This window comes from Neobacillus sp. PS3-34 (assembly GCF_030915465.1).
GTDB lineage: Bacteria > Bacillota > Bacilli > Bacillales > Cytobacillaceae > Neobacillus_A.
Genome location: NZ_CP133267.1, coordinates 3,232,736 through 3,256,396, shown reverse-complemented (window position 1 = coordinate 3,256,396; position 23,661 = coordinate 3,232,736). Strand labels below are relative to the sequence as shown.

The window sequence follows — 23,661 nt, the reverse complement described above, 5'->3', positions numbered from 1 at the left end:
GTATAAAAATGATAAAACGGATACTACCGGCCTATTATTTTGGTTTAGAATGTGTGTATTTATATTTCCTTTTATTTTTGTTCTACACAAGAACCGGCAAGCTCCCGCCAATGGCGGCGACTCTTTGCGTAATCGCTTCCGGACTTTTGTTTCTTGTATTTTCCTTAAAAGTGAAAAAGGGTTCCAAATTTACTCCTTTTATCGGGGCCATTTTATCTGGCGGAATTGGATATTTTTTAGGATTAACCCCGATGTCAGCCTTAATCTGTATTGTTTTTATCTTTTTCCGAATCAGTGCATTTACAAAGGATACGGCATTATGGACCGAAGAAAGGCGAAAATTAGCTCTTACATTCTATTGCAGCAGTTTTTTAATTTTCTTTCTGGGTTGGATTTTTAAATATCCTTATATGAATTGGCTGTTTTGGAATGTCATTCTTTTCACTGTTCTGTTCAGTATTGGAAGGTATCTCCAACAAACAGATTCAAATACAGTGAACAGAAATCCTAAGTTTTTGGCTGCTTTTTTTGGCATTGCTTTCTTATTCGCTGCTGGAATTGCTTCTCTCCTGCTGCCCTTTGCTAAATGGTTACTTTTCAATTTCTTTAAGGGAATCATTCTGCTTATAAGCTTTCTTTTGGCCCTTTATTCAATTTAGTTGAGGGAAAACATCTGCAGTTAAAAGTACTGAAAAGGCCGCAGGATAAAATAGCAGGGAAAGAACAAAAACCAAATTCTGTCTTTACTGACCATGTTGTACACCACGTTCCCTTTTGGATTTCGCTGATTGTATTAGCTGCAATCTTGATTGTCATATGGATTCTTATCAAAAAGTTTAAACAACGTAATATCTCTCAATCGGAACAGCCGGTTAAACTCCTAATAGAGCATTTTCCTTCATTTGAAAAAAAAGGCGGAAAAAGCCGCTTTTTCCGTAGCTCTGCTCCGCAAGAGTATATGCGCAGATTAATTTATCAGCTTCAATTATTTGCGGATAGGCATAAAATGGGCAGACACAGCCATGAAACGTTAAGAGAATGGTTTGATCGCTTAGGATTTTCGATGGATGAAGCACTTTTTATAGCATACGATAACGTTCGATATGGAAACGTCATTTTAACAAAAATAGACTTGAAGGACATAGAAGTGTCAATTGAAAATCTTAAAAGAGAAATAAAGGATCGAAGCAAAGAAGGACAGAAAGGTTAAGCTTTCTGTCCTTCTTTATTGTATAGCTTGAACTTGAAGTTTACTTAGATTCCCCTTCTCCATTGTCAATGAATAAGAACTTCTCTTCTTCCTTAAATGAAGAAATATAACACTTTAATAATTCCTTTGTACCTTCCAAATCTTTTATGGAGATTACTTCTACAGCCGAGTGCGCATTACGGGAAGGAATGGAGAGTACACCTGTTGGTATCCCGCTATTCGCAAGATGGATTGCCCCTCCATCAGTTCCTATTCCTGGAAACACTTCATACTGAAAATCGATGCTTTCTTCTTGTGCAATGACTGCCAATTTATCTTTTACCGCAGGATGGGCAATTAAACTGGCATCCATTATCTTGATTCCAGTTCCTTGTCCAATTTGAATAAAGTCATCTAAAACACCCTCAGGAGTATCACTGGCAGCTGTTGTGTCTACCGCAACCGCCACATCTGCAGAAATGCCTTCAACTGCTATTTTCGCGCCTCGCAGTCCTACTTCTTCTTGAACTGTAAAAATCGCAATGATCTCTCCAGCAAAGTCCGTAAGCTCTTCGAGTACTTTTACCACCACCGCACAGCCTGCACGGTCATCAAAGCCCTTCCCAACAAGTTTACCAGTGGTTTCATTCCCTAAAAATTCTATACTTGAAAGCCATGTAACAGGATCACCAATATTTATTCCCATTGCTACCGCTTGCTGTCTTGAGCTTGCTCCAACATCTATGTATAAATCCCGTAGCCTTTTAACCTTTATATCTTGTTCGAACTTTTTATAATGGGCAGAGATGGTTCCAATAATACCTGTCAGCATTCCACTTTTTGTTCTAATTTGAACCTTTTGTGCGGGAAGAACTCTTTCATCATGCCCGCCCAATTGTTCAAACCGCAATAGGCCATTTTCTTCAATTTTCCGTATGATAAATCCCACTTCATCCATATGGGCGGTAATAATAATTTTCGCGGCACAATTCCCTTTTTTCCTTGCAATAATATTCCCGTGGGAATCTGTGTCTAACTGGTCTGCAACATCTTTTAGCCTTTCATTCAGATAGCTGACAACAGGCTGCTCAAATCCTGACGGGCCATGCAATAAGGCCAACTCCTTTAACAGTTCAAACATTTTCCCCTTCACTCCTTTAAAATCTAATGCAAAAAAACTCTCAACACGGATAAGTTGAGAGGTTATATGCTCATTTTATCTCCCAGGATTGGCTTTATGAATTTGGCAAAGTGTTCTAATTAAAAACGTGCTGTCGAGGCTTGGCAGGGCCATGCCCCTCCACTTCTCTCGATAAGTAATGATGTATAGTTACAGAAATCAGGATAATATGTATAAATGATTTAGTCAATTAAAATAAACAATTTTCTGAAAATAGCCAGAAGCAGAAAAACACATTTAATATTGGAAATTGTCTCACTGATAATAAAACAGAGCCAGGAACTAGTCCCCGGCTCTGTAAAAATTTGATAATTAATTTATTTTGCAAATTTGTGATGTCCAATAGTAATCGTAGTTTTACGTGAAAAGATCCAACCGCTTTTTGCTGTTCTAGGGTTATAAAAGAACAATGAACCTTTTCCTTGCCCTCTATATGCTAAAGCCTCATTTACTGCTCTTTTGGAAGCTGCGTCTGCCCGCTGATTGATAGCACCGTTTTGGACAGGAGTAAAAGCGTAATGACCATTAGACTTTTGGTAAACTACCCCTTTAACTGTATTAGGAAAACCCTTGCTTGCTACCCTGTTTAAAATAACGGTTGCTACAGCTACTTTACCGGCAAAAGGTTCTCCTTTAGCTTCAGCATGGACCAGGCGCGCAATTAAATCTTTCTCAGCAGCGGAAATCCTTGAATTAGGTAACTTCAGCTTTTGACCTGGATAAATCAAGCTTCGTGATTTATTATTTGTTTTCATAAGTTCTTTTACAGATACTCCGTACTTACTAGCAATCTTCCAATATGTCTCTCCAGCTCTAACATTATGAGTGCGAGTTGCTGCTTCTGAATTCTTCCCATAGAAAAATGGTGACATCGAAATTAATAACGCCGATGCAATTACTAGTTTTTTAATTTTTTTCATGTTAATCCTCCTAGTAGTTGTTCTCGTCTCTGTCTACTAGGCTAGCAGTTGTAATATACTAATTCATGCACCAAAATGTGGCAATAGCTTGATAGGTTGCTTGCTTTACTGGTATAAATGCAATTTCCTTAAACCTGGAATGTTTTTCCGGATTTATTTCCCCATAGAAAAACGCCGGTTTTTACAAAAAACGGATGTAATTTTACAGAATATTTCAGGAGTGTAACATGATTTTTTTTATTTATTAGCCTTTTCCGGGTTTTTTAAGAGTATGGAAAATAGCCATTTTAGCAAAGGCGGTACAACAAAAAAGATAAAAAAAGACGGAATAGCTGTTAAATTTTTTCCTAAGCCTCCCTTAACTGTGTACGTCAAAATTTGTGTTAAAATCGGTTGATGGGATTTATTATTTAAAAAGGAGAACACATGAAGATGACATTTAAAAGAATCATGCAAATTGCTTCTATATTTATTCTTTTTAACGGCTGTTGTTTTTTATTGGCTGGAACGGATTGGAATGGCTGAAAATTGGATATGGTTTTCATTACTCATTAATCTTTAGCCTCGTTTTTGTTCTAATATCTTATTCTTTTATCCTTAGCAGGCTTTCCAAATTATTCTCCATTTTCCGGACTGTCAGTTATGTCTGGTTTGCGGTAATTCAATACAGTCTCATTTTGCTTCCATTAGCAGACCTGGTCATATTAATTTTTAAATTATCTTCTATCCCTTTGACATCAAATATATTTAGGATAGTAGGAATTTCGGTTATCGTCCTGATGGCAGCTATCCTTTCAGTAGGTTTATTCAATGCTTATAGTCCTGTAGTGAGAAAATATGAAATCAGTGTAACTAAAAAGAATAGCAAAAGATCCTCACTGCGGATCGCCATGGCATCCGATATGCACTTTGGAAGACTTTCCGGAGTGGCGCATGCAAGGAGATTAGTTGATAATATTAATGCACTAAATCCTGATATCATTCTTTTGCCCGGAGATATCATTGATGATGAACCCGAGCCATTTATTAAAAAGAATATGGGCTCCATTCTCGAAAATTTGAACGCACCACTTGGAAAATTCGGTGTATTGGGAAATCATGAATATTATGGTGGACAAATACCTGCCTTCGTTGAAGAAATGAGAAAAATTGATATAAAAATATTGATGGACGAAAAGCTGCTAATCGATGATAGCTTTCATCTGGCTGGAAGGAAAGATAAAACGGATAAAGGCCGAAAATCGTTTAAGGAACTTTTAACGGATATTGACAGGGAGTATCCCATTATTGCCATGGATCATCAGCCCTTTGAACTTAAACAGGCACAGGAAAATGACGTAGATATCCTTTTATCCGGGCACACCCATCGGGGGCAAATGGCTCCCAACCACCTTATTACGAAGAAAATGTATGAATTGGATTGGGGATATTTAAAAAAGGAACAAATGCATGCATTTGTTTCCTCAGGCTATGGTTTCTGGGGTCCGCCCTTCCGGATCGGAAGCCGTTCTGAAATCCTCCAAATAGATATAAAATTTATTTAATCGAACAGGCGCCTGGCACCATCCAATAATTTCGATGATGCCAGGCGCCTGTTAATTAATTTCCAAAACTCGTATATTCATAGCGCCCTTTAATCACTCCGTATAGACCATATAGAATTAATCCAAATCCGACAATGCCAAGAAGCCATTGGCCGTAAGGCTGTTTGGCAAGCTCTGATAATGCTCCTCCAAGTCCTTTTGTATGATTTGGATTAGCTGTGATGGCTGTTTGAATAAAAAAGGATCCGACCATGCTTAAGACTATCCCACGTGAAATCAGCCCTATTTTACCTGAGTTTCTTGCAATCCTTCTTTCATGCTGACTCATTTTACCTACATTAAATTTACGCATGAATTTTTCTTTATATCCGCTTACAATTTCACTTAAACCGTAAATAATGATTACAACGCCTACCAGGCCGACAATCCATTGTCCCAATGGGTATGATAACATTTTAGCCGAAAGCGTTTTTTCAGATCCGCTCCCCCCGGCACTTCCTGCATGCAAAGCAACCTTGATTGCATTAAATGAAAGGCTTGAATAAATTATTGCACTAATAAAATAGCCCGACCGTGTTACTATTCCTTTCATGTCATGCCCTTTGTCTTCCGGATCCTTTATGGCTTTTATAAGCTGCCAGACAATATAACCAACTAATCCAATCCCAATTATTAATAGTAGACCTTCTCCAAATGGGATGCCTGCTAATGAGTAAAATACTCCCTTTGTTCCGGTCGTTTTTCCTCCCAGTCCTAAAGCCGCCATGACAGCAAGGATTCCGATGAACGAAAACACGATTCCCTTTGCCATCATTCCAAATCGCCCAAAGCGGCGAATCCAGGGTTTCATTTTTCGATTCGCCTTCACGACCTTTTGTTTGGCTCCTGATTTCGAAATCGACATGGTCATAGCAGCCCCTCCATTGCATTAGATATTCTTATCTATTAAATTCCCTGAGAAGACAGATAAGAAACCTATCAACTAACTTAATCTTATGGGCTTATTAGAAAAACTTGGCATTCGTTCAGCAATTAGGCGAATGCCTTAGTTTTTCTTATTCGAAAAATGAACGAAAAGAGCGCCCATAATGGCACCAATCGCAGCAGTTCCCAAAATCATAAAATACATTATTTCACCTAAAACAGCCATTTCGGGACCTGGGAAAAATTTTGCTTTTCCACCCATAATAATCATTCCGACAAATAATAGTATAGCGGGAAACCATTTAGCCCATTTCATTTTGGATTTTTTAAATAATAATGGAATAACAAAACCGATTAAAAAAACGAATAGAAAATACACCTGCAGCACCTCCATCCATAAGATATTATCAGTACGTACAAAAATTGACGGTATATCTACTGAATAGTTTCAATTTTTTCGATATTTGGGCAGCAAAACGACAAAGTATTTTTGGCTTTAAATTAGTATCCATATCTTTTCAACTCTCCAGCTTTGAGGTACAAAAGGCGCAAGCGTCCTGGTTAGCCCCTACAGGCATAAGACGAGTCACGCAGTCATCCTCGGAAAAGCTATCGCTTTTCCCTCGTGCGATGAGGATGCTGCCGAAGTGTTCCTTGTCCTGATTTCTGGAGTGATTTGGCTTATGCCCCCGAGCGGCTTGGCGTTGGAGCTAGATTAATACAACTCAATAGAAGTTACCCACATCATTTAATTATAAAAAATTTTTTAATCGATAAAAAAACTCACCAATTGGCGAGTCTCAAGGCGCAGACAGAGGCAATGTTGCATTTACCACTCACGTCAACGCCACATCCTGCTGCACGGTTTCACGAAGAAAAAAGCAAAACCTACAGGATGTAAACTAGATTTTCGAAACCAGGGTAACCGTCGTTTCCTCATTTACTGTTAGGGAAGGATACTGATAAACAGATGGATTAAGCTCACAAAGTTTGACCCACGCATCAATGCAAACAGGATCAAAATGCCTCCCCTTTTGCTCAATCAGAAAATCCATTGCTTTCGAATGTGGCCACGCCTTTCTATAGGATCTTTCGGTGGTTAGTGCGTCATAGACATCCGCTACTGCAACAATTCTCGCTAAAATGGGGATGGCATCCCCATTTAACCTGTCAGGGTACCCACTTCCATCCCATTTTTCATGATGGGAACGGATGATACTGAGCTCTTCATTCATAAAACCAAGATCTCGGCACATATGATAACCTTTTAACGGATGCTGTTCAATTAATACCCTTTCATATTCAGTAAGACGCCCTGGTTTATTTAATATGGAATCCGGAATGCTTATTTTTCCGACATCATGAACAAGTGTCCCTTGTGCTATCGCGTGAAGCTGTTCGGGCTTTAATTTAAGTTCTTCCCCTAGTTTTAATGCATACATTGTCACCCTAAACGTGTGGCCAGCAGTATAGGTATCTTTCTTTTCAGTAGCTATGACGAGTGCTTTTACACTTGGAGAAATGCTGCTTGTAACTCTTTCAAAGGGGTCGTTTGTAAACAATGCTCGAATTGATCCTATAAAATTTCCCTTTACGGTATACTGCATAATTAAACCTGCCACCATAACAATCATGGAGGCGAGCAATAAATAATGGTACATCCACCAACTGAGTCTCCATAATTCCCCTTTAACCATAATATATTGAGAAATAATTAAAAATCCTGAACTATACACGATAGCTAACTGAAGAGGGAAGCGTGAATACCTGTAAGACTGGTAGTAACGGGCCATTGTGGTAATATTTAACCCGAAAGTAGTGATGGCAAAAAACAAGTTAACTGGCCTGGCATCCAACGGAACCATATTAGCCATATGCGGATTTAGCATACTTACCATTCCAAAGAGAACTAAAATCACCGTCCAAACAGGTAAAAGAAATTGATGATATAGTGAAAGTTTTTCTATTATTTTGGAATCAGAGTGCCATGAGGATAACCATAGCCAAAAAGTAGCTAATAGCATACTCAGTTGCGCGGCTACCCCAGGTAAATGCGTCACATGGAGGAGAAAATGAGGCGTGGAAAGTCCATGCAGCGAAAACAGCAGGGCTAATGAGATGAAAGACAAAGATATGAAACTGACCTTTATGTTTCTAAGCCTTTTTCCCGCCATCCCAACAGCAACTGCTATAATCGTTGACAGCAGGGCGACGGTAGAAACAATATAAAAATGCCCATTTGGCATAATGAAATATGGGTCTGGAAAGATCCCCTTTCTAAAAAACTCAAACAAAATATATGGCAAAATAACAGCAATAATCGGCCAGATAACGGTAATTCTTCATGAAATGCCCTCCGCACATGTTTAAAAGATTCTCTTAATTTTACCATATTCATCTAGTAAACTGGCTGAATTTTTCAAAAACGATTTTTAATGATGGTATCCATAAAAAAAAGAGCCTCTCAGCTCTTATTCCATCTTATTATAAGGTTAAGATAATCGGGCCATTTTTCGTTAGGATCATCGTATGTTCACACTGAGCAACAAAGCTTTTTTCTGTAACATAGGTCCAACCGTCATCCAATTGGAAAACTTCCTCCTCAAGGGTAGATATAAATGGTTCAAACGCGATAACCATTCCATCCTTAAACAATTTGTCGTCCCATGTATCATAATAATTTAAAATGTGGTCAGGGGCTTCATGTATAGAACGGCCAATGCCGTGTCCAGTCAGATTATAGATAACAGTTAATCCATGTTTTTTGGCTGTTTGCTCTACCGCTTTTCCGATCCCATTCATCTTTGATCCCGGTTTTGCCTTTTTATGGCCTGCTTCAAAGGCTTCTTTGGCGACCTCGCAAATTTTAGTCCGGATTTCCTCACCTTTGCCAACTACAAAGGAAATTCCGGTATCAGCAAAATATCCGTTCTTTGACCCCGAGACATCGATATTCACGATATCTCCTTCACTGATTACGCGGTTTCCCGGGATGCCATGGGCCACTTCTTCATTAACACTAATGCAAGTAAATCCGGGAAAATCATATTCCCCTTTAGGAGCCGAAACTGCACCTGCTTTCTCAAAAAGCTCTCCCGCCAAATCATCGAGTTCTTTCGTCGTAATGCCAGGTGCTGTTCTTTGAACCAATTCATTTCTAATCGATGCAACAATCCTGCCAATCTCTTTCAAACCAATAAAATCCTCTTCTGTCTTTGCAATCATAGCTTCATTTCACCACCAAATAAACTTTCGTCTTTTAAAGACTCAACATAGTGTATTGTACTTTACTCCATTATAAAAACCAAATTGAAGGCCTTAACTAAAGAAGTTCTCTTAATTCCTCTGTCATTTGTTCGACAAGCTCTGGTCTTCCATGGAATTGAGCCGGGGTATTTTGAAAAAGCTGAATCCTCCATTTACCATCGCTGTTTATCGCTACGAGAGTCTGATGTGCATTCACATTAGGGTTAAGGTCTGATTGTCCAGGAGGAATCATTCCTGCTATTGCACGTACCATGGCAGCATTATCGCTTAAAAGATGCACTCCTTTCACCTTACACACAAAGGGCGCGGTTGGGTGATTTTCAAAAATGGGCTTCAGGTGTGAATAGATTTCCCTGCTCCCCATTTCCTGGCTTCCGTCAAAACCAATTATTTCGCCATCCTCTGCAAATAAATCAGCCATCGCGCTGGCGTTGCGATTATTCCATGCCTCTATTAGATGTTGGTACAGTACTTTAATTTCATTTGAAATAGAAGATTCCATCATTACTACCCCTTAATTAAGAATTATTTCATTTAAAATCATAATACCTGTAATGCCATATCCTCATCCCATATCCGTTCAACCTCTACCAGAATCTTATATTCAATTGTATATGCTATTCCACTCAATCTTTAAGATCTCTGAAACTGGACTCTATGAAGGCTGGCAAAAATACCGCCTGCCTCTAACAATTCATCGTGTCTGCCTTCTTCAGCAATTCCGTCCTCTGTAACCACAACAATTCGGTCTGCATTTCTGATGGTTGCCAAACGATGTGCAATAACCAGTGTGGTACGGTTTACTGAAAGCTCGGTAAGCGCCTGCTGAATAATCATTTCTGTTTCCGTATCGAGAGCGGACGTCGCTTCATCTAAAATAAGAATCGGCGGATTTTTCAAGAACATACGCGCAATGGCTATACGCTGCTTTTGACCCCCTGATAATTTCAGCCAGCGCTCACCGATTTGTGTTTCATATCCATCCGGCAACGAAGCAATAAAATCTTCCAAATGGGCCCGCTTTGCAGCCCTCACGATATCATCAAAAGAAGCATCAAGAGCACCGTAGGCAATATTTTCTTTTAACGTACCCGTAAACAGGAAAACATCCTGCTGGACAATTCCAATCTGGGAGCGCAGCGATTTCTTTGTCATATGGCGAATGTCGATCCCATCAATCCGTATACTTCCCTCACTTACATCATAAAAACGCGGAATTAATGAACAAATCGTCGTTTTCCCTGCCCCTGATGGACCCACAAAGGCAACGGTTTCCCCGCGTCCTATATGGAGGTCAATACCCTCCAGAACAGGTTTATTGTTGTCATAGCTAAAACTTACATCCTGGAACTCGATATCCCCATTTAAACTAGCGACCTCAATGGCATCCTCTTCATCGACTACATCAGGATGCTGGTCCATCAGCTCTGTAAAGCGTTTAAATCCGGCCATTCCCTTTGGATACAGCTCGAGTATGGCACTGATTTTATCAATCGGTTTAAAAAGTACATTTACATAGAGGACAAAGCCGACCAATTCCCCGTAGGTCAGTTTGCCGCTGAAGCTAAGCCATGCACCGAATATGAGTACGACCAGGACAATGAGTCGTGTAAGCATATAAATGCCAGAAGAACTGAAGGACATGACCTTATATGCACTTAATTTGGCAGAACGGAACTTTTGATTGTTAATTGTAAATCTCTTAATCTCAAATTCTTCATTTGTAAACGATTGGACAACCCTTATACCAGATACACTGTCCTCAACTCGTGCATTTACATCGGCAATATCACTGTACATATTTTTCCAGGCGGCATTCATTTTAAAATTGGAATACGTAATGAGCCAGATGAGAAATGGTACGATGATCATTGTCATTAAAGCGAGCTTCACATTAATGGTGAGCATAATCCAGAATGCCCCCACAAACGTCATCACGGCAATAAATAAATCTTCAGGTCCGTGATGTGCAAGTTCCCCTAAATCAAATAAATCATTAGTAATTCGGCTCATGATATGGCCGTTTTCGTATTATCAAAAAAACGGAAGGATTGTTTCTGAACCTGCTGAAACAGCTGCTGCCTCATATCGGTCTCAATATTGATCCCGAGCTTATGGCCCCAGTAATTGACGATAAACTGCAAAAAGGTACTGAGCACATATAACATAAGCAGACCAAGACTAACACCAACAATGGCATTCCAGTTCCCTCCGGGCAGGAGTGTATCAATAAACCACTTTACCGCTAGCGGAAAGGCAAGCTCAAGAATTGCGACTATTACTGCGCTGCTAAAATCAATGATGAATAATCTGCGATGAGGTTTATAGTATGTAAAAAAACGACGTATCATTTCTGCTTTCTCCTTAAGGTGCTTTTTCTGTGATTATATGGTAAAACACATAACTTTTTCAATAGTTCTGAATTTTCCTGTGCTTCTTAGCAAATCATCATCAAGAAATTTAGCACTTTATTAAATTTGCTCTCCATTCTATTGGCTTATTTCTTTTTCTTCTCTCACATGTTTTTTGGCAGGCCTTTCCCTGAATAGCAGCCAAAGGATTAAGCTTAGTGAGATTAGCAAACCTTCCAAAGAAAAAATGTACCATGGATATGGACCTAAAAAATCTAATAGACTATCAGTTTCAGGTTTATGGCTTAAAAACATATAATTACCTTCGGTTAATTTATTGACTAAAATGATAAAAGGGATGAGGACATTAAGAGTCACAAGAAGTTTTAGACACGAGAAAATGGTCGGGCGATATCCATATACCCAGGTAAAATAAAGAGGCACCCAAATAATCATCATATGGGTATAAAAGAAATGAAGAAACCGAACGTGTGGAAAATCAAAGTATAACAACGGCGTCAGCAATGCTTGTGATGCACCCAGAAGGCCAGTAAAAAATAAAACCTCGTAAACGAATCTATTTTGGCTAAATAAAAGAATGATCGTAAGAATAAGGCTAATACTGCACAATTCTAATGGGAGGGCGTGGCTTACATTCCACATTCCAGTTGAGATCATCCATACATGATAAACCGATTCAGCCAGGATTAAAGATAACGCAACCCCCATTTCAGTCCTTCTCATATGCCGTTTTCGCAAATATTCCCGAAACACATATAAGAAAATCGTTCCGAGAATGAAAAGACCAATGACACAAAGGTGACTTACTGAAAATATCTCAAACTTGTATCCCTTATTACTCCCTCCAAACATCCCATCACCTCCAAATACTTTCCTTCATTCACTTCCTTTAAATGTAATATATAACCAGTGAAAATGAAACCAAATAATGTAAGGTGACAGGCACCTTCCAATTTTCCGGATGGTGTCTAGCACTCTTTTTAAACATTAATAAAGTTCAAACGCTCTATTAAAAAGTTGTTTAATATAAATTTTTTTATTGTTTAAATTGCTGCAAAACAGTCCCTTTCCCGCTGTCCACCTCGACTTCTGCATATGAACCATTTATGAAAGTGATCTGAGGAGGCACATGTCCGCAATCAATATCATAAATAATGGGTATTTGCAGTTCATCAAAAAGATCTTTATAAACATCTTCCACTGTATAGTTTTCGACAGGTTGATTTGCGGGGCTTCGCCCAAACATAATGCCTGAACAATGTTCAAACCATCCGGCTAATTTCATTTGCACCAAAGACCTTCGTAAATCTGCAGTATTCATTTCACAATTTTCTAAGTACCATAGTATAGGTTCTCCATTGATATATTGCTTTCTAAAGCTTTGCACATCACCAAAAGGTGTACCAATTAAATGCCTTATCACGTCTATACAGCCACCCAGCAAGCGGCCTTCAACCTTAACATTGTTAGTTGAAACAGTCTTCCAATATGTTTGTTCAGTTAAATGAAAAACACATGGGGAAGGATTACCATGCTGCCAGTTCTTCTGATATTTTGCTGATGAATGTTGAAGGACAGAAGCTCCAGGTTTCGACGATAATACGGACTGCCACATGGAAGTTGTCTCGTCAGAATACTCCCCTCTTAAATCTGCTAAATTCGTTCCATGCGCAGTAGCTATACCAGTCTTCAGAGTAATAGCCAGTAACAATAAACTAATATCTGAATAGCCTAATACCCATTTGTTCTTTATATTTTTAAAATCAATATCTTCGAGTATCTCAATTAGAAGCTCTCCGCCCCATGGAGGAATAATGATATCAATATCTTCGTTACTCATCATTTCATTAAACTCGTCTGCTCGTTTTTTGGCAGATGCCGATTTAGCCTTTTCCTGAGTCCAAACCGTATCTCCACAAATAACGGTATAACCTTTCGAATTCATTCGATTAATTGAAAGTTTCAACATGTCATGTAACTCAGCGCGCACCCCTGATGAGGGCGCAGTTACTCCTATTGTTGCTCCTTCTGCCAAAAAAGGATATTTAATCATCTGTATCATTCCTAACACGTTTGATATTTTTCTTTTATTAATGTGTACTTCTATTTAAACATCTAAATTCCTTCAACTATCCTTCCAGTAAGCTGTAAAAAGAAAAAAATCGCCTGCATTGGCGATCCGAGTAGTTAAACTAATAGTTTTTTTCAATCCAAATTCTTTTTTTATCTAAAACGAGTTTCCTTAAATCTTCTTCATTAAACACATTATTAACTTCCAGATAATCATTAATGCATTTTTTCACTTCGTGTATCTGATTCATTTTCAAAGAAATAAACCATTTCTCATCAATTGTACCATTAATGATTGATTTCGCTTTTTCAAGGCTTATATCTGGCCGGCTTCTTTTCAGCGAGTTATAGATATTTATTCCGAGAGCTTCATACTCTTTACCTTTTTTCATCGATTTATTTAAACTTTTGTTGAATAACAAGCTTCCAGCAATAATCAGGATAAGTATCAAGATTGTAATATAAAGCCAATCATGTGAAATAATATCCTTGAATAAAAGCTTGCAAATCCACCATATTATACCGAATATAATAGTTCCAAGGATATTCTTGCCAATCCCAAAGAGAGGATTTTCTTTTTCATACCAGTTCTTTTTCATAACGTTTATTTACCTCCACTTTCAATTTCATTTTATCGAAAAAGAAAATGATAAACTATATGAAAAAATCGGTCATTAAACCTAAATTAACCAAAACTCACTCTATGTCCAGTAACTAACAAAGGCTGTTTATTTACAAATCCAGAAGGGCACGCTTTAATAAAAGCGTGTAAAAAAATACAAAACTCACATAACCTTCGAAAAACCAAATCAGGAGTCATAAAAATGAGAGTAACTGAAAAAAGGCTTAAAAAAATCAGGCCAAAAATATCTGTTTTAATATGCAATGCGTTAGTATGTTTAAGTCCTTTGGGGAATTTAATTATTGATTTGATTGAAAAAGATACGAAAAAGCTGGGTATCACAATTACTTTGAGTATTTTAGGGCTGCTTTTTTTAATTTACTATTGGTATGACTACAAAAAACAAAAAGAATTATATGAAAAACTCAAAGACCATTTTTTAAAAGAAGAAATTTAGGGCGGCTGATAATTTATTATTAACAAGACATGTATTTATGAACAAGAAAAATCCCTTCAAAATTTTGAAGGGATTTTAGTTGAGATGCAGTTTCCGCTGCATCCCAATTAAGTTTGATAGGCGCTAACTACTTATAATCAAGTGTAAGGTACCTATTAACAGTATACTATATTCGTCAAATTTCGACATTATTCTACATAAAGTTTATATTTTCAAAAAATATTAATTCACTAAGCTTTTTATTGTGGAAAGCGCAGGGAATCCTGCACGGCTCTATAGCTATATCAGTTTTTGGCTCTTTTCCTTCAACCTCAGATTTTAGTTATCAGCCAGTATTGGAAACGACAGAGGAGGAGGCTTTTATTTTTTTACCCAATGAAAAAATGATCGTTAATATTGGTAAAATCCAAAGAAAAATAGCGAAAGGAAGATAATCGAATAAGGAAACTCCCAAAATACTGCTACACATTAGAGCCAATACACTCCAGGGAATCATGGCCGGAAACAGCATAGTTGAATCAGCCATAACACGCGCCAATTCTTCTTTGCTGTGTTTATTGGACCAATGTGAAAGAAACGATCTTCCTGTTAAAATAATCGGAAGGGTTTGGTTGCCGGCAATCAGCGATATTCCTAACGTAGCGATGATCGTTTTAACCGTATCCAAAGCCAGTGAGCCGGATTTGGTCATCCACCGGTCTAAGAGAGGCTGGATTACTTTATATTCCTCCAGCAGTCCATTGTAAGCACCCGCCAATGCCAAAAAAATGAGTAGTAAATACATGTTTTGCAGTCCCCCGCCGATACCTGGTACACCTGAAAATAAAGAATGTAAAAGAGCGTTAGGAGCAACTTTTGCAAATAAAGCGATTATGCATGCAGAAATAATACTGGCCATGAAAGCATAAATGATTTTAAATCGCAGCAATACAGCTGTGATCAAAACTGCAGGCGGAATAAATTTTACCATGCTCACACTTTTCCCCCGAAACAGTGAATGTTCGTGAACAAGGCTCGAGTTTTGAATGTGTAAGTCGAGAATCCAGTAATACAAGCTGCCTGCCATAACTGCTGTGATCGTTGTGACAAAAATGGCCCGAAACTGCTTCTTAACTGGAACTTCCACTATGTTTGAAAGAAGCTGGTGTGCACTTGAAAAAGGAGAGGTCCGATCTCCAACGAACGCACCTGATATTAATGCCCCCGCAACAGTAGGCAATGCAATATGGATTGCAGCTGCGCTGGTGATTATCGGGATCCCTATAGAGCTTAAAGTACCAACAGAGGTACCCAGTATCATTGAAAAAAACATGGAAATGATGAACGTCAATAAAAGAAAATGAGTGGGTGTAATAACCTCAAGAGACAGCGATACTAACTGATTAATAGTTCCTGCTTCATACCAGGAAGGCAGGAGAAAGCTTACAAGAAATAGAATAAAAATAACCGTCTTTCCACGGTTAATCCCTGATTTGCAAACAGACAGTATTTGCGAGAAGGAATGCCTTTTAGTTCTAACTAATGCAATCAGCATGAACAACCCAGGCAAAAATCCGATTGCAAGAGGAATATTGCAGGCAACGGATGCTAAAATCCCCGCAAGTGTGACACCTATTAAGCCAAGAACTTGCCTGCTTGTAAAGTTTTGCTCCAACATATTTCCCTCCAAATACTTTTAAATACATTAGAAAAACTATGGAAATAAATTCTGATAACTAAAAAAAGCAGACCCTTTTTAGGTCAAAGGTCTGCTTCAAGGTCTATTCACCTAAATCGACATTGTGGTACACTCGTTGAACATCATCTAGGTCTTCTAATGCGTCAATCATTTTTTCGAATTTTGCTTGTCCATCTTCAGGTAGGGTGACGTCATTTTGGGCAAGCATTGTAATCTCAGCTACCGTAAATTCAGTAATCCCTGCATTTTTCAATGCTTCCTGTACTGCATGGAACTGTTCAGGGTCCGCATAAACGATGACAGAATCATCTTCTTCAATAATATCACGTGCGTCTACATCTGCTTCCATTAATAATTCAAGCACTTCATCAGCCGTTTTGCCTTCAATTCCAATGACAGCCGTTGCATCAAACATATAAGCTACTGATCCGCTGACACCCATGTTTCCGCCGTTTTTACCAAAGGCAGCACGTACGTCTGAAGCTGTACGGTTCACGTTATTGGTCAGGGCATCTACGATTACCATGGATCCATTAGGTCCAAAGCCTTCATAACGAAGTTCACTATAGTTTTCTTCTGAACCGCCTTTTGCTTTTTCAATCGCTCGGTCGATAATGTGTTTCGGTACATTATATGTTTTTGCCCGCTCAAGTACGAATCTTAAAGCCTGGTTAGACTCTGGATTTGGTTCACCCTGTTTTGCTGCTACATAAATTTCAACACCAAACTTTGCATATATACGACTCGTATTAGCATCCTTGGACGCTTTTTTTTCTTTAATATTATTCCATTTACGGCCTATTATGTTCACTCTCTTTCAAAATTGAATCAAAGCTTTTTAAATGTTTTTATTACGATTATATTGCTGACAAACAATAATAATCAAAAATACTTCATTCACAGCTTATATTATACCGCATTTGTACAATTTGTTAAGTGAATAATAATCGAAAACGCTCCATTCAAAAAGCTAATAAAATTCCCGGCTTCGAACAAAAGGTTTTTCTATATTATTATCTCACAATTAAATTGGAATTTAATAACCACCAGTTTTATCACGTACTATTTTACCATATCATTTCCTTGTCAAATTACTACATTTTTAAGCCTGATATAAAATAGCCTATTGATTCGTCAAGGTCCCTGGACAGTTCATCCATTTTAAAATATTCCTTCAAGTCCTCCACTATGTGTTCACGGTTGTTTCCATAATGATCAATAAGACGAGCAAGCTGCTCCCATGGACTGATTTCTTCCAAGAACGCTTCTCTTTTTGTTGGTTTCCCATGTGATTCCACATAGATTTCAGCATTGTATTGATACATAACTAACAGTACTTCTAAAAAGTTGGCTGATGTATACGTGCGCGGTCCACCGTAAACCGAAGGACTAAGTGCATCTCCCAGGAATAATACTTTGTCTTCTTTTACATAGAAGAAGCAGGAATCTGCGGCATGGTCGCCCCCAACATGCTGAATTTCGCAGGACACACCGCCAAGATCGATCTGCAAACCTGCATTGAACTGGATATCCGCTTCCGGAATTTGAATGCTTCTGGAATCCCCATATTCCTTTATGATGTGAACAATCGTATCTTCATTAATAATTTTTTCGTTTGACAGATCCTTCAGTGTTTCTTCAGACCATTCCATACTTGATAAATAGCGGAGAACTTTTGCAGTCTCTGAGTGTGCAATCACCGGAGCGTCCCATGCAGTCAGGCCAAATGTATGGTCCCAATGCCAGTGGGTCAAAACCACCATATCAGGAAGCCGTATTCCCTGATTTATTAAATAGTTTTTAAATAGACTGGCATGCTTCGGAGAATTTCCTGCATCCATGATGAGCGTTTTCCTTGTACCTGCGATTGCTGCCAAAATAGGCCTGTCGGTTTCATGATCTGCATGCATAATCCAAATATGTTCGCTGATTTGTTCAAAAAGAGACATGTTCATCATCCTTTTTTAAATTCCATTTATAAACATGAGAAAAATTTCAGGATTTATTTCTGGCATTTCAATATATAATAATTCGTCCAAAGAACCCCCTTGTCCTCTTCCGTTTCTCATTCAGGATTTTAAGTTTATAAAGTATTAGTAATCCATAAAAATCATGTTGGAATAGTGTCTTTTTAATAAACAGCCGGATAGCTTTCCATAATATTCAAACGATTGATGGGAACAATACATACAGTGAGGGGAGTGTTAAAAAGTGGAGTTTCCAACTATACATACGAATTTTTGGGATGCTGTTATAGCGGTTCCAATTGTCCTCGTTGCAACGCAGATTATCAAAGTCTTTTTTAAACTTTCAAAAAAGTTTATTCCAACTATAGCATTACTAATTGGTTTAATTATTTCTATATTTATCAGCCATCCCCATCACTTGTTTGCTGGGGGTTTCATGGGCTGGTTTTACGGATATGCTGCGATTGGATCGTATGCCTCTTTAAAAACAACTTTAAAGGCTTATCGGGAAAAATAATTGGATAGTAGAAATAAAAGATTAGAAATACCCCCAAAAGGAGCAGACATATTATTATGAACAAACTTAGCGGAATGCTGCAAAATGTTCCTTTAATAACGGTTAGTTTTTTAGAGGCCTTTTTTTATCCAATACAGGAATATCTATTGCCTGGTTGTTGGGAAGCCTGTTTACAGCAAGCTTAATTTCCTTAGTCTTGGCAAAATCCAGAGGGAAGCTTTGTGAAAAAAACAAATGCTTGCATCCTTATTGGCGGCAAATTGGGCAAGCTATTTTGGGGATCCAATTGGGACAAAATATTAATATTTCCAGCCTTGATACTTTTGAGGATCATTTTTTTATCATTACCATTATGCTTATCATTTCCATTGCTGTCGCTATCGTTGCTGGAATAGCATTGTGTCGATTCAGCAAAGCCAGTATGATTACATGCCTGTTTGGAACAACACCTGGGGGAATGTCCGCCATGCCGGCAATAGCTGAAGAGGCCGGGGCAAATGCAATTGTTGTCAGCATTATCCAAACACTTCGTATTTTACTTGTCATTGGTACAGTTCCTTTCATTGCCGGAAAACTGAATAATCAAATTCATATAACCTTACAAGATAGGGCCATTACGGCGTTGACCTTTTTCCTTTGCTTTGGACCACTCTTTTGATTTTTGGTTCAATTGGAGGAGCTATTATGGGGAAAAGAATAAAATTGCCAGCCCCATGGCTCGTTGGAGGTATGATTGGAGCATCACTAACCCAATTAATTATTTCCTATTTTAATAAAAACAATGCTTCCCCCTTCTGGCCACACAAAATAGTCATCTTGGCACAGGTTTTGATTGGGACCAGTATCGGTTCCCATATTAAAAAGGAGATGTTCCGAGGTCTGGGAAGAATTATTTGTGGTGGACTAGTTAGCTCGCTTTTTATGGTAGCCATTATGGCAGTCTTTTCTATATGGATTTCAAAAGTAACTCAAATACCAATGGTCACTTGTATTTTAGCTTTTGCTCCAGGAGGAGTGGCAGAAATGGCATCCACTTCATTGGCTCTTCATGCAGACTCTACGTTCGTCGTAACCGTCCAGTCACTTAGATTAATTGCTGTATTAATTCTTGTGCCCACTCTTTTAAGGCTCATAAGCTTTCAAACCATTGTGAAATCAGATCTATAAAAGAATTTAACCCTTTACGCAAAACAAAAATCCTTATTACGCATAAGGATTTTTATTTTCCTTCAAGAATTGAATGTTTTTCGATTGTATTGTTTTTCTTTGTAATGTTGAAAGAACCATATGGCGATTGCAAGCCAGAAGCCACTTGCGAAATAGCCGCCAATGATATCACTCGGATAATGGACACCTAAATATATTCGGCTTATACCAATAGCCAATATAAAGAAGATTGAAATAAGAATTAGGATACTTCGTCCGATCCTCCAGGGAATATGCCTCCAAAGCAGGAAGGTAATCATTCCATAGACGGTAAAGGCATTCATCGCATGCCCACTTGGAAAACTGTATCCTACTATGTCAATTAATCGATGAAGATCAGGCGAACTCGATGAAATACCTGCTTTAATATCTGATTCAAGATAGCCGACCCTGCGACAACACTAATAAACAAAATCAATTCCAGCCGATGCTTGAGGACTTTATACAGGAAAAACAAAAGAAGGATGCTAATAACCACGACACATGGGGCAGAACCTATAAAAGTAAAGAATTTCATAATAACTGTAAGTGGCGGAGATTCAAATCCCTGTATAAATGAGATGATATCACTATCAAAATCAATTATTTTCTTATCACTGATGAACACAGCTACTACGCTAAAACCCACCAGGGAAACTAAACTTATAATAAATGCTATGAAAAGATGCGACTTTAAACTCATCCTCAAACTCCTTCCAACTTAAAAAAGATAGAGCCTCCACATGGCTCTTAAATATCCTTAGCACACTAAATAACCCTTATTCTATTTTGCCAAACATATAACAACAAGAGCGCTTCCTTAGAAACGCTCTTGTTCTATGTTATTATTCACTTCAAGTATTTCGGATGATTCTCTAGCGGCAGTACCTTACTCTACTCCTCAGCTAACTTTGGAGCGTCTATTCTCGTCATAGTGAGGTAAATGACCAAGCCTAAGATTGTTATGAGGAAGAGTGCGCTTGTTCCCATCGTACCGAGGCCAAGACCACCATTATGGTGAGGCTGTGATAGGAAGTCGCCTAGAGAAGCTCCAAAAGGACGGGTCAAAATGTAGGCGATCCAGAAGGCAAGCACTGAATTCAGCTTGAAGCGGTAGTGTGCGATGGCAACCACCCCGATCACAGCGGCGAACATAATCGCTGACTTCCAGTACCCCATGTTCAGTCCCTCAGCTATAAGGTCACCAGCTGAAGTACCCAATGCGAAAGTAAATAGGATGGTTAACCAATAGAACGCTTCCCGCTTAGTCGTGAAGATAGAATGAATGGAAAGTGTTTTTTCACTGGCGTACCACATGGCAAAAGTGGCAAGCATTAAGATGGTGAAAATGATAGTGGTAGTCTGAAGTGGGACACCTAAATTGTCCGTCAAATTATCAGAACCTAGCGTACCGACCACACTTATGAGTACAACTGCAAGCCAATAAACCCTCGGCACGTACTTTCTAGCTTTGAATTGGAAAAACAGTGTGATGAGCAAGAGGACACTCATGATGATGGTCGTGTTGGTCAATCCCATATTCAGATTGTCGTTAAGGAAGTCCGCTGCCGTTTCACCCACCGTCGTTGCTAGGATCTTAATAATCCAGAAGTAGATTGTCACTTCTGGAACTTTGTTCAACATTTGCCTGCCAATGGATCGATTATCCCTATTACTATCGAGATTCTGTTCATTATTTTTCATTTATGATTCCTCCTTTTCTAGTTTTTCCTTTTTTGGTTTTGGTATATTCTTTTAAAAAAAATCCTTCATTCGAATGTTACCGCCTACTGGAGTTTTATATTATTGTTTTGGTGCTGTGAGTAAAACAGTTCATCTATTCTCACACACGTATAACCTCGTAAGCTTACCTCCTTCAAAACATCTTTTAAAGCAGAAATTGTATTTTGGGGAGCTTCTTCATCCGCTCCAAGAGTATCGCCGCTGTCATGCAAAAGAATAATATCACCCTGCTTCACCTTTGTAAGCAACACATTCCTCACTCTTTCACTTCCCCCGCGGCTCCGCCAATCCCCGGCCATTAAAGACCAGAGAATGATTTTATAGTCCTTGAGAATGAAAAAATCAAATATGTTCAATAAGCCCCAGGGCGGGCGGTAATAATGGGGCTTTTTCCCCGTAATACCTTCGATAATGGCAGCACTACGATCTAGATCTTTGCGTATTTTCCATGGTGCCATAATCCAGTTCGAATGATGAACATAATTATGGATTCCAATTAAATGGCCTTCATTATGTATGCGAAGGATTAACTCCGGATATTTTTCAGCACTGGAACCCAGGACAAAAAAGGCAGCCTTTATATGGTGATCTCTTAAAACATCCAACACCTCTGCGGTATAGACGGGGTGCGGCCCATCGTCAAAAGTGAAGGCAATGTTATTTGATTTTCGATTGTTTTTGAATACTCCCATACCTAATACTCTTGAATAAAGGAACGGAATAAGAGTGTAAAATATAAATAATATCAGGATAAAGTAAAATAATTTCTCGTACATACTTCTGTTCACCTCAGTTGCAACCCTAGCCTTTTCCCTTTGGTCGGCTTTTGCCGGTCGATGTAGTAAGGTTAAAAATCAACTAATTTCTTATGTCTCTCTTCCTGGAATACTTTGAAGGATTGATTTCAAGGGATCCTTCTTTATTGTCCAACGATGATAAGCCCTAATTTTTGATTTCATAGATTTTAATTGTTTTGAATGGCCGACCAAGCTTTGAAGCTTGGCACTTAAATCTCTGTCATTCTTGGCTAGGACTGCCATTCCTTCTCCTAATAGATAATTAGCATTATCTTCCTCCTGGCGGGGAGCGGTTTGTAAATCAGCATTGGCAGATCCATCTCAATGGCTTCGGTGGTCGTTACACCTCCCGGCTTTGTTATCATAATATCCGAAATCGCCATTATTTCAGCGATATTTTCACAGAATCCAACAATTCGTATTTTATGAATTGTATCCTTTAGCTTGCTTTCCAATTGGAGCTTCAATTTTTTATTACGTCCACACACAATTACGATTTGAACTGGATGTGGAATATTTTCCAAGGCTTGAAGAGTGGAAAAACCCTTCCCTATCAGCCCATCGCCGCCGCCCATCACTAACAAGGTGAATTTTTTTGGATCAAAATCAAATTTTTCTGCAAGAGCGTTTCTTGAATGTTTTTTATAAAATTGCTGTCGTATCGGAATTCCGGTGTTTTTTATTTTACTGCGTTCTACTCCAAGTCTTATTAACCGCTCCTCAACCTCTTTCGACCCAACCAAATAATGGTCTGTGTTTGGATGAAGCCAGTATGAATGGTCTGTATAATCCGTGATAACCGTAACAATCGGAACATTTATTAATCCAAGTTCTTTTAACTTTGACATAATCCCGGCTGCAAAGGGATAGGTACTCACCACTACTGAAGGTTTCATGTTGTTGATAATCTCTAATACCGGTTCCAATCCAGATGACAGGATGGAATTTAACTTCATAGAAAAAGAGTTGGGTTTTCGTGTTCTCTTGTAAATGAAACTATATAAAAACGGTAACCTTTTTATCCCCCTGATGTATAAAAAATGACTTATAGGATTAAGGCGTGGATGAATCCACTTCATAATGTCGAGTGTTGCCGTCTCCACTTCCGGATACGAAAGCTCAGCCACCTCTGTTATTGCTTTTGCAACCTGTTTATGGCCGTCTCCAAAATTGGCTGAAAGAATTAGAAGTTTTTCCTTTTTAACTTGTATCATTTCATTAACTCCCCA

General features: G+C 38.5%; 26 protein-coding genes and 2 pseudogenes. 8 read left to right on the top strand and 20 right to left on the bottom strand.

All coding sequences use genetic code 11. The annotated features are described in order from the left end of the window. Positions 1-8 precede the first annotated feature (8 nt). Together RCG23_RS16825 and RCG23_RS16820 are read left to right on the top strand one after the other, a co-directional pair. Complete coding sequence (locus RCG23_RS16825) at positions 9-659, top strand: hypothetical protein (RefSeq protein WP_308176659.1); 651 nt, start codon at positions 9-11, stop codon at positions 657-659. Between the two features lie 146 nt (positions 660-805). Beyond that, the gene (locus RCG23_RS16820; RefSeq protein ID WP_308176658.1) at positions 806-1,210 is read left to right on the top strand and encodes a hypothetical protein; all 405 of its coding nucleotides are present in this window, start codon (positions 806-808) and stop codon (positions 1,208-1,210) included. Between the two features lie 40 nt (positions 1,211-1,250). Here the strand turns inward: RCG23_RS16820 and RCG23_RS16815 are convergent, their stop codons facing one another. Continuing rightward, complete coding sequence (locus RCG23_RS16815) at positions 1,251-2,330, bottom strand: M42 family metallopeptidase (protein ID WP_308176657.1); 1,080 nt, start codon at positions 2,328-2,330, stop codon at positions 1,251-1,253. Positions 2,331-2,686: 356 nt separating this feature from the next. Next, positions 2,687-3,289, bottom strand: a complete 603-nt coding sequence (locus tag RCG23_RS16810) for a cell wall hydrolase (RefSeq protein WP_308176656.1) — start codon at positions 3,287-3,289, stop codon at positions 2,687-2,689. Positions 3,290-3,774: 485 nt separating this feature from the next. Between RCG23_RS16810 and RCG23_RS16805 the strand changes: the two genes are divergently transcribed. After that, a complete protein-coding gene (locus RCG23_RS16805) occupies positions 3,775-4,833 on the top strand; it encodes a metallophosphoesterase (protein ID WP_308180088.1) in 1,059 nt (352 codons plus the stop codon). Positions 4,834-4,888: 55 nt separating this feature from the next. Here the strand turns inward: RCG23_RS16805 and RCG23_RS16800 are convergent, their stop codons facing one another. From RCG23_RS16800 to RCG23_RS16790, 3 genes are all read right to left on the bottom strand, one after another. Beyond that, complete coding sequence (locus RCG23_RS16800; RefSeq protein WP_308176655.1) at positions 4,889-5,743, bottom strand: DUF1206 domain-containing protein; 855 nt, start codon at positions 5,741-5,743, stop codon at positions 4,889-4,891. A gap of 135 nt (positions 5,744-5,878) precedes the next feature. Next, entirely contained in the window at positions 5,879-6,136 is a 258-nt protein-coding gene (locus RCG23_RS16795) for a hypothetical protein (protein WP_308176654.1), read from the bottom strand. Between the two features lie 523 nt (positions 6,137-6,659). Further along, the gene (locus RCG23_RS16790) at positions 6,660-7,646 is read right to left on the bottom strand and encodes an HD-GYP domain-containing protein (protein ID WP_308176653.1); all 987 of its coding nucleotides are present in this window, start codon (positions 7,644-7,646) and stop codon (positions 6,660-6,662) included. Between the two features lie 190 nt (positions 7,647-7,836). Here RCG23_RS16790 and RCG23_RS16785 point away from each other — a divergent pair, with 190 nt between their 5' ends. Continuing rightward, positions 7,837-7,986, top strand: coding sequence for a hypothetical protein (locus RCG23_RS16785; RefSeq protein ID WP_308176652.1), 150 nt, complete (start codon positions 7,837-7,839; stop codon positions 7,984-7,986). Positions 7,987-8,241: 255 nt separating this feature from the next. Here RCG23_RS16785 and map read toward each other — a convergent pair whose 3' ends face one another. The 6 genes and pseudogenes from map to RCG23_RS16755 form a co-directional block, all read right to left on the bottom strand. Then, the gene (map, locus tag RCG23_RS16780; RefSeq protein ID WP_308176651.1) at positions 8,242-8,982 is read right to left on the bottom strand and encodes a type I methionyl aminopeptidase; all 741 of its coding nucleotides are present in this window, start codon (positions 8,980-8,982) and stop codon (positions 8,242-8,244) included. Positions 8,983-9,079: 97 nt separating this feature from the next. Then, on the bottom strand, positions 9,080-9,526 hold the full coding sequence (locus RCG23_RS16775) for an SgcJ/EcaC family oxidoreductase (RefSeq protein ID WP_308180087.1): 447 nt from the start codon (positions 9,524-9,526) through the stop codon (positions 9,080-9,082). 131 nt (positions 9,527-9,657) lie between these two features. After that, positions 9,658-11,375: pseudogene (locus tag RCG23_RS16770) on the bottom strand (ABC transporter ATP-binding protein). A 138-nt stretch (positions 11,376-11,513) separates the two neighbouring features. Next, a complete protein-coding gene (locus RCG23_RS16765; RefSeq protein WP_308176650.1) occupies positions 11,514-12,248 on the bottom strand; it encodes a YwaF family protein in 735 nt (244 codons plus the stop codon). Positions 12,249-12,432: 184 nt separating this feature from the next. Continuing rightward, complete coding sequence (locus tag RCG23_RS16760) at positions 12,433-13,449, bottom strand: S66 family peptidase (RefSeq protein WP_308176649.1); 1,017 nt, start codon at positions 13,447-13,449, stop codon at positions 12,433-12,435. A 139-nt stretch (positions 13,450-13,588) separates the two neighbouring features. Further along, positions 13,589-14,065 (bottom strand): hypothetical protein, encoded by a 477-nt coding sequence (locus tag RCG23_RS16755; protein WP_308176648.1) that lies wholly within the window; start codon positions 14,063-14,065, stop codon positions 13,589-13,591. Positions 14,066-14,290: 225 nt separating this feature from the next. On the opposite strand from RCG23_RS16755, the gene RCG23_RS16750 reads away from it, so the two are divergent. After that, positions 14,291-14,545: a hypothetical protein gene (locus tag RCG23_RS16750; RefSeq protein WP_308176647.1), complete on the top strand. Its 255-nt coding sequence runs from the start codon at positions 14,291-14,293 to the stop codon at positions 14,543-14,545. 325 nt (positions 14,546-14,870) lie between these two features. Here the strand turns inward: RCG23_RS16750 and RCG23_RS16745 are convergent, their stop codons facing one another. The 3 genes from RCG23_RS16745 to RCG23_RS16735 form a co-directional block, all read right to left on the bottom strand. Next, complete coding sequence (locus RCG23_RS16745) at positions 14,871-16,202, bottom strand: Na+/H+ antiporter NhaC family protein (protein WP_308176646.1); 1,332 nt, start codon at positions 16,200-16,202, stop codon at positions 14,871-14,873. Positions 16,203-16,305: 103 nt separating this feature from the next. Continuing rightward, a complete protein-coding gene (locus RCG23_RS16740; protein WP_308180086.1) occupies positions 16,306-17,025 on the bottom strand; it encodes a YebC/PmpR family DNA-binding transcriptional regulator in 720 nt (239 codons plus the stop codon). 292 nt (positions 17,026-17,317) lie between these two features. Next, positions 17,318-18,172 (bottom strand): MBL fold metallo-hydrolase, encoded by an 855-nt coding sequence (locus tag RCG23_RS16735; protein ID WP_308176645.1) that lies wholly within the window; start codon positions 18,170-18,172, stop codon positions 17,318-17,320. Between the two features lie 262 nt (positions 18,173-18,434). Between RCG23_RS16735 and RCG23_RS16730 the strand changes: the two genes are divergently transcribed. From RCG23_RS16730 to RCG23_RS16720, 3 genes and pseudogenes are all read left to right on the top strand, one after another. Beyond that, a complete protein-coding gene (locus tag RCG23_RS16730; protein WP_308176644.1) occupies positions 18,435-18,707 on the top strand; it encodes a hypothetical protein in 273 nt (90 codons plus the stop codon). Positions 18,708-18,834: 127 nt separating this feature from the next. Then, positions 18,835-19,365, top strand: a pseudogene (locus RCG23_RS16725) (AbrB family transcriptional regulator); the annotation flags it as partial. 26 nt (positions 19,366-19,391) lie between these two features. Then, positions 19,392-19,874 (top strand): AbrB family transcriptional regulator, encoded by a 483-nt coding sequence (locus RCG23_RS16720; protein WP_308176643.1) that lies wholly within the window; start codon positions 19,392-19,394, stop codon positions 19,872-19,874. 62 nt (positions 19,875-19,936) lie between these two features. On the opposite strand, the gene RCG23_RS16715 is transcribed toward RCG23_RS16720, so the two are convergent. The 6 genes from RCG23_RS16715 to RCG23_RS16690 form a co-directional block, all read right to left on the bottom strand. Next, on the bottom strand, positions 19,937-20,197 hold the full coding sequence (locus tag RCG23_RS16715; RefSeq protein WP_308176642.1) for a phosphatase PAP2 family protein: 261 nt from the start codon (positions 20,195-20,197) through the stop codon (positions 19,937-19,939). Positions 20,198-20,235: 38 nt separating this feature from the next. Beyond that, entirely contained in the window at positions 20,236-20,595 is a 360-nt protein-coding gene (locus tag RCG23_RS16710; RefSeq protein ID WP_308176641.1) for a phosphatase PAP2 family protein, read from the bottom strand. 191 nt (positions 20,596-20,786) lie between these two features. Next, the gene (locus RCG23_RS16705) at positions 20,787-21,596 is read right to left on the bottom strand and encodes a COG4705 family protein (RefSeq protein ID WP_308176640.1); all 810 of its coding nucleotides are present in this window, start codon (positions 21,594-21,596) and stop codon (positions 20,787-20,789) included. An 83-nt stretch (positions 21,597-21,679) separates the two neighbouring features. After that, complete coding sequence (locus RCG23_RS16700; RefSeq protein WP_308176639.1) at positions 21,680-22,411, bottom strand: polysaccharide deacetylase family protein; 732 nt, start codon at positions 22,409-22,411, stop codon at positions 21,680-21,682. 90 nt (positions 22,412-22,501) lie between these two features. Further along, positions 22,502-22,675, bottom strand: coding sequence for a hypothetical protein (locus tag RCG23_RS16695; RefSeq protein ID WP_308176638.1), 174 nt, complete (start codon positions 22,673-22,675; stop codon positions 22,502-22,504). A gap of 8 nt (positions 22,676-22,683) precedes the next feature. Further along, complete coding sequence (locus tag RCG23_RS16690; protein WP_308176637.1) at positions 22,684-23,646, bottom strand: MGDG synthase family glycosyltransferase; 963 nt, start codon at positions 23,644-23,646, stop codon at positions 22,684-22,686. Positions 23,647-23,661: the final 15 nt, after the last annotated feature.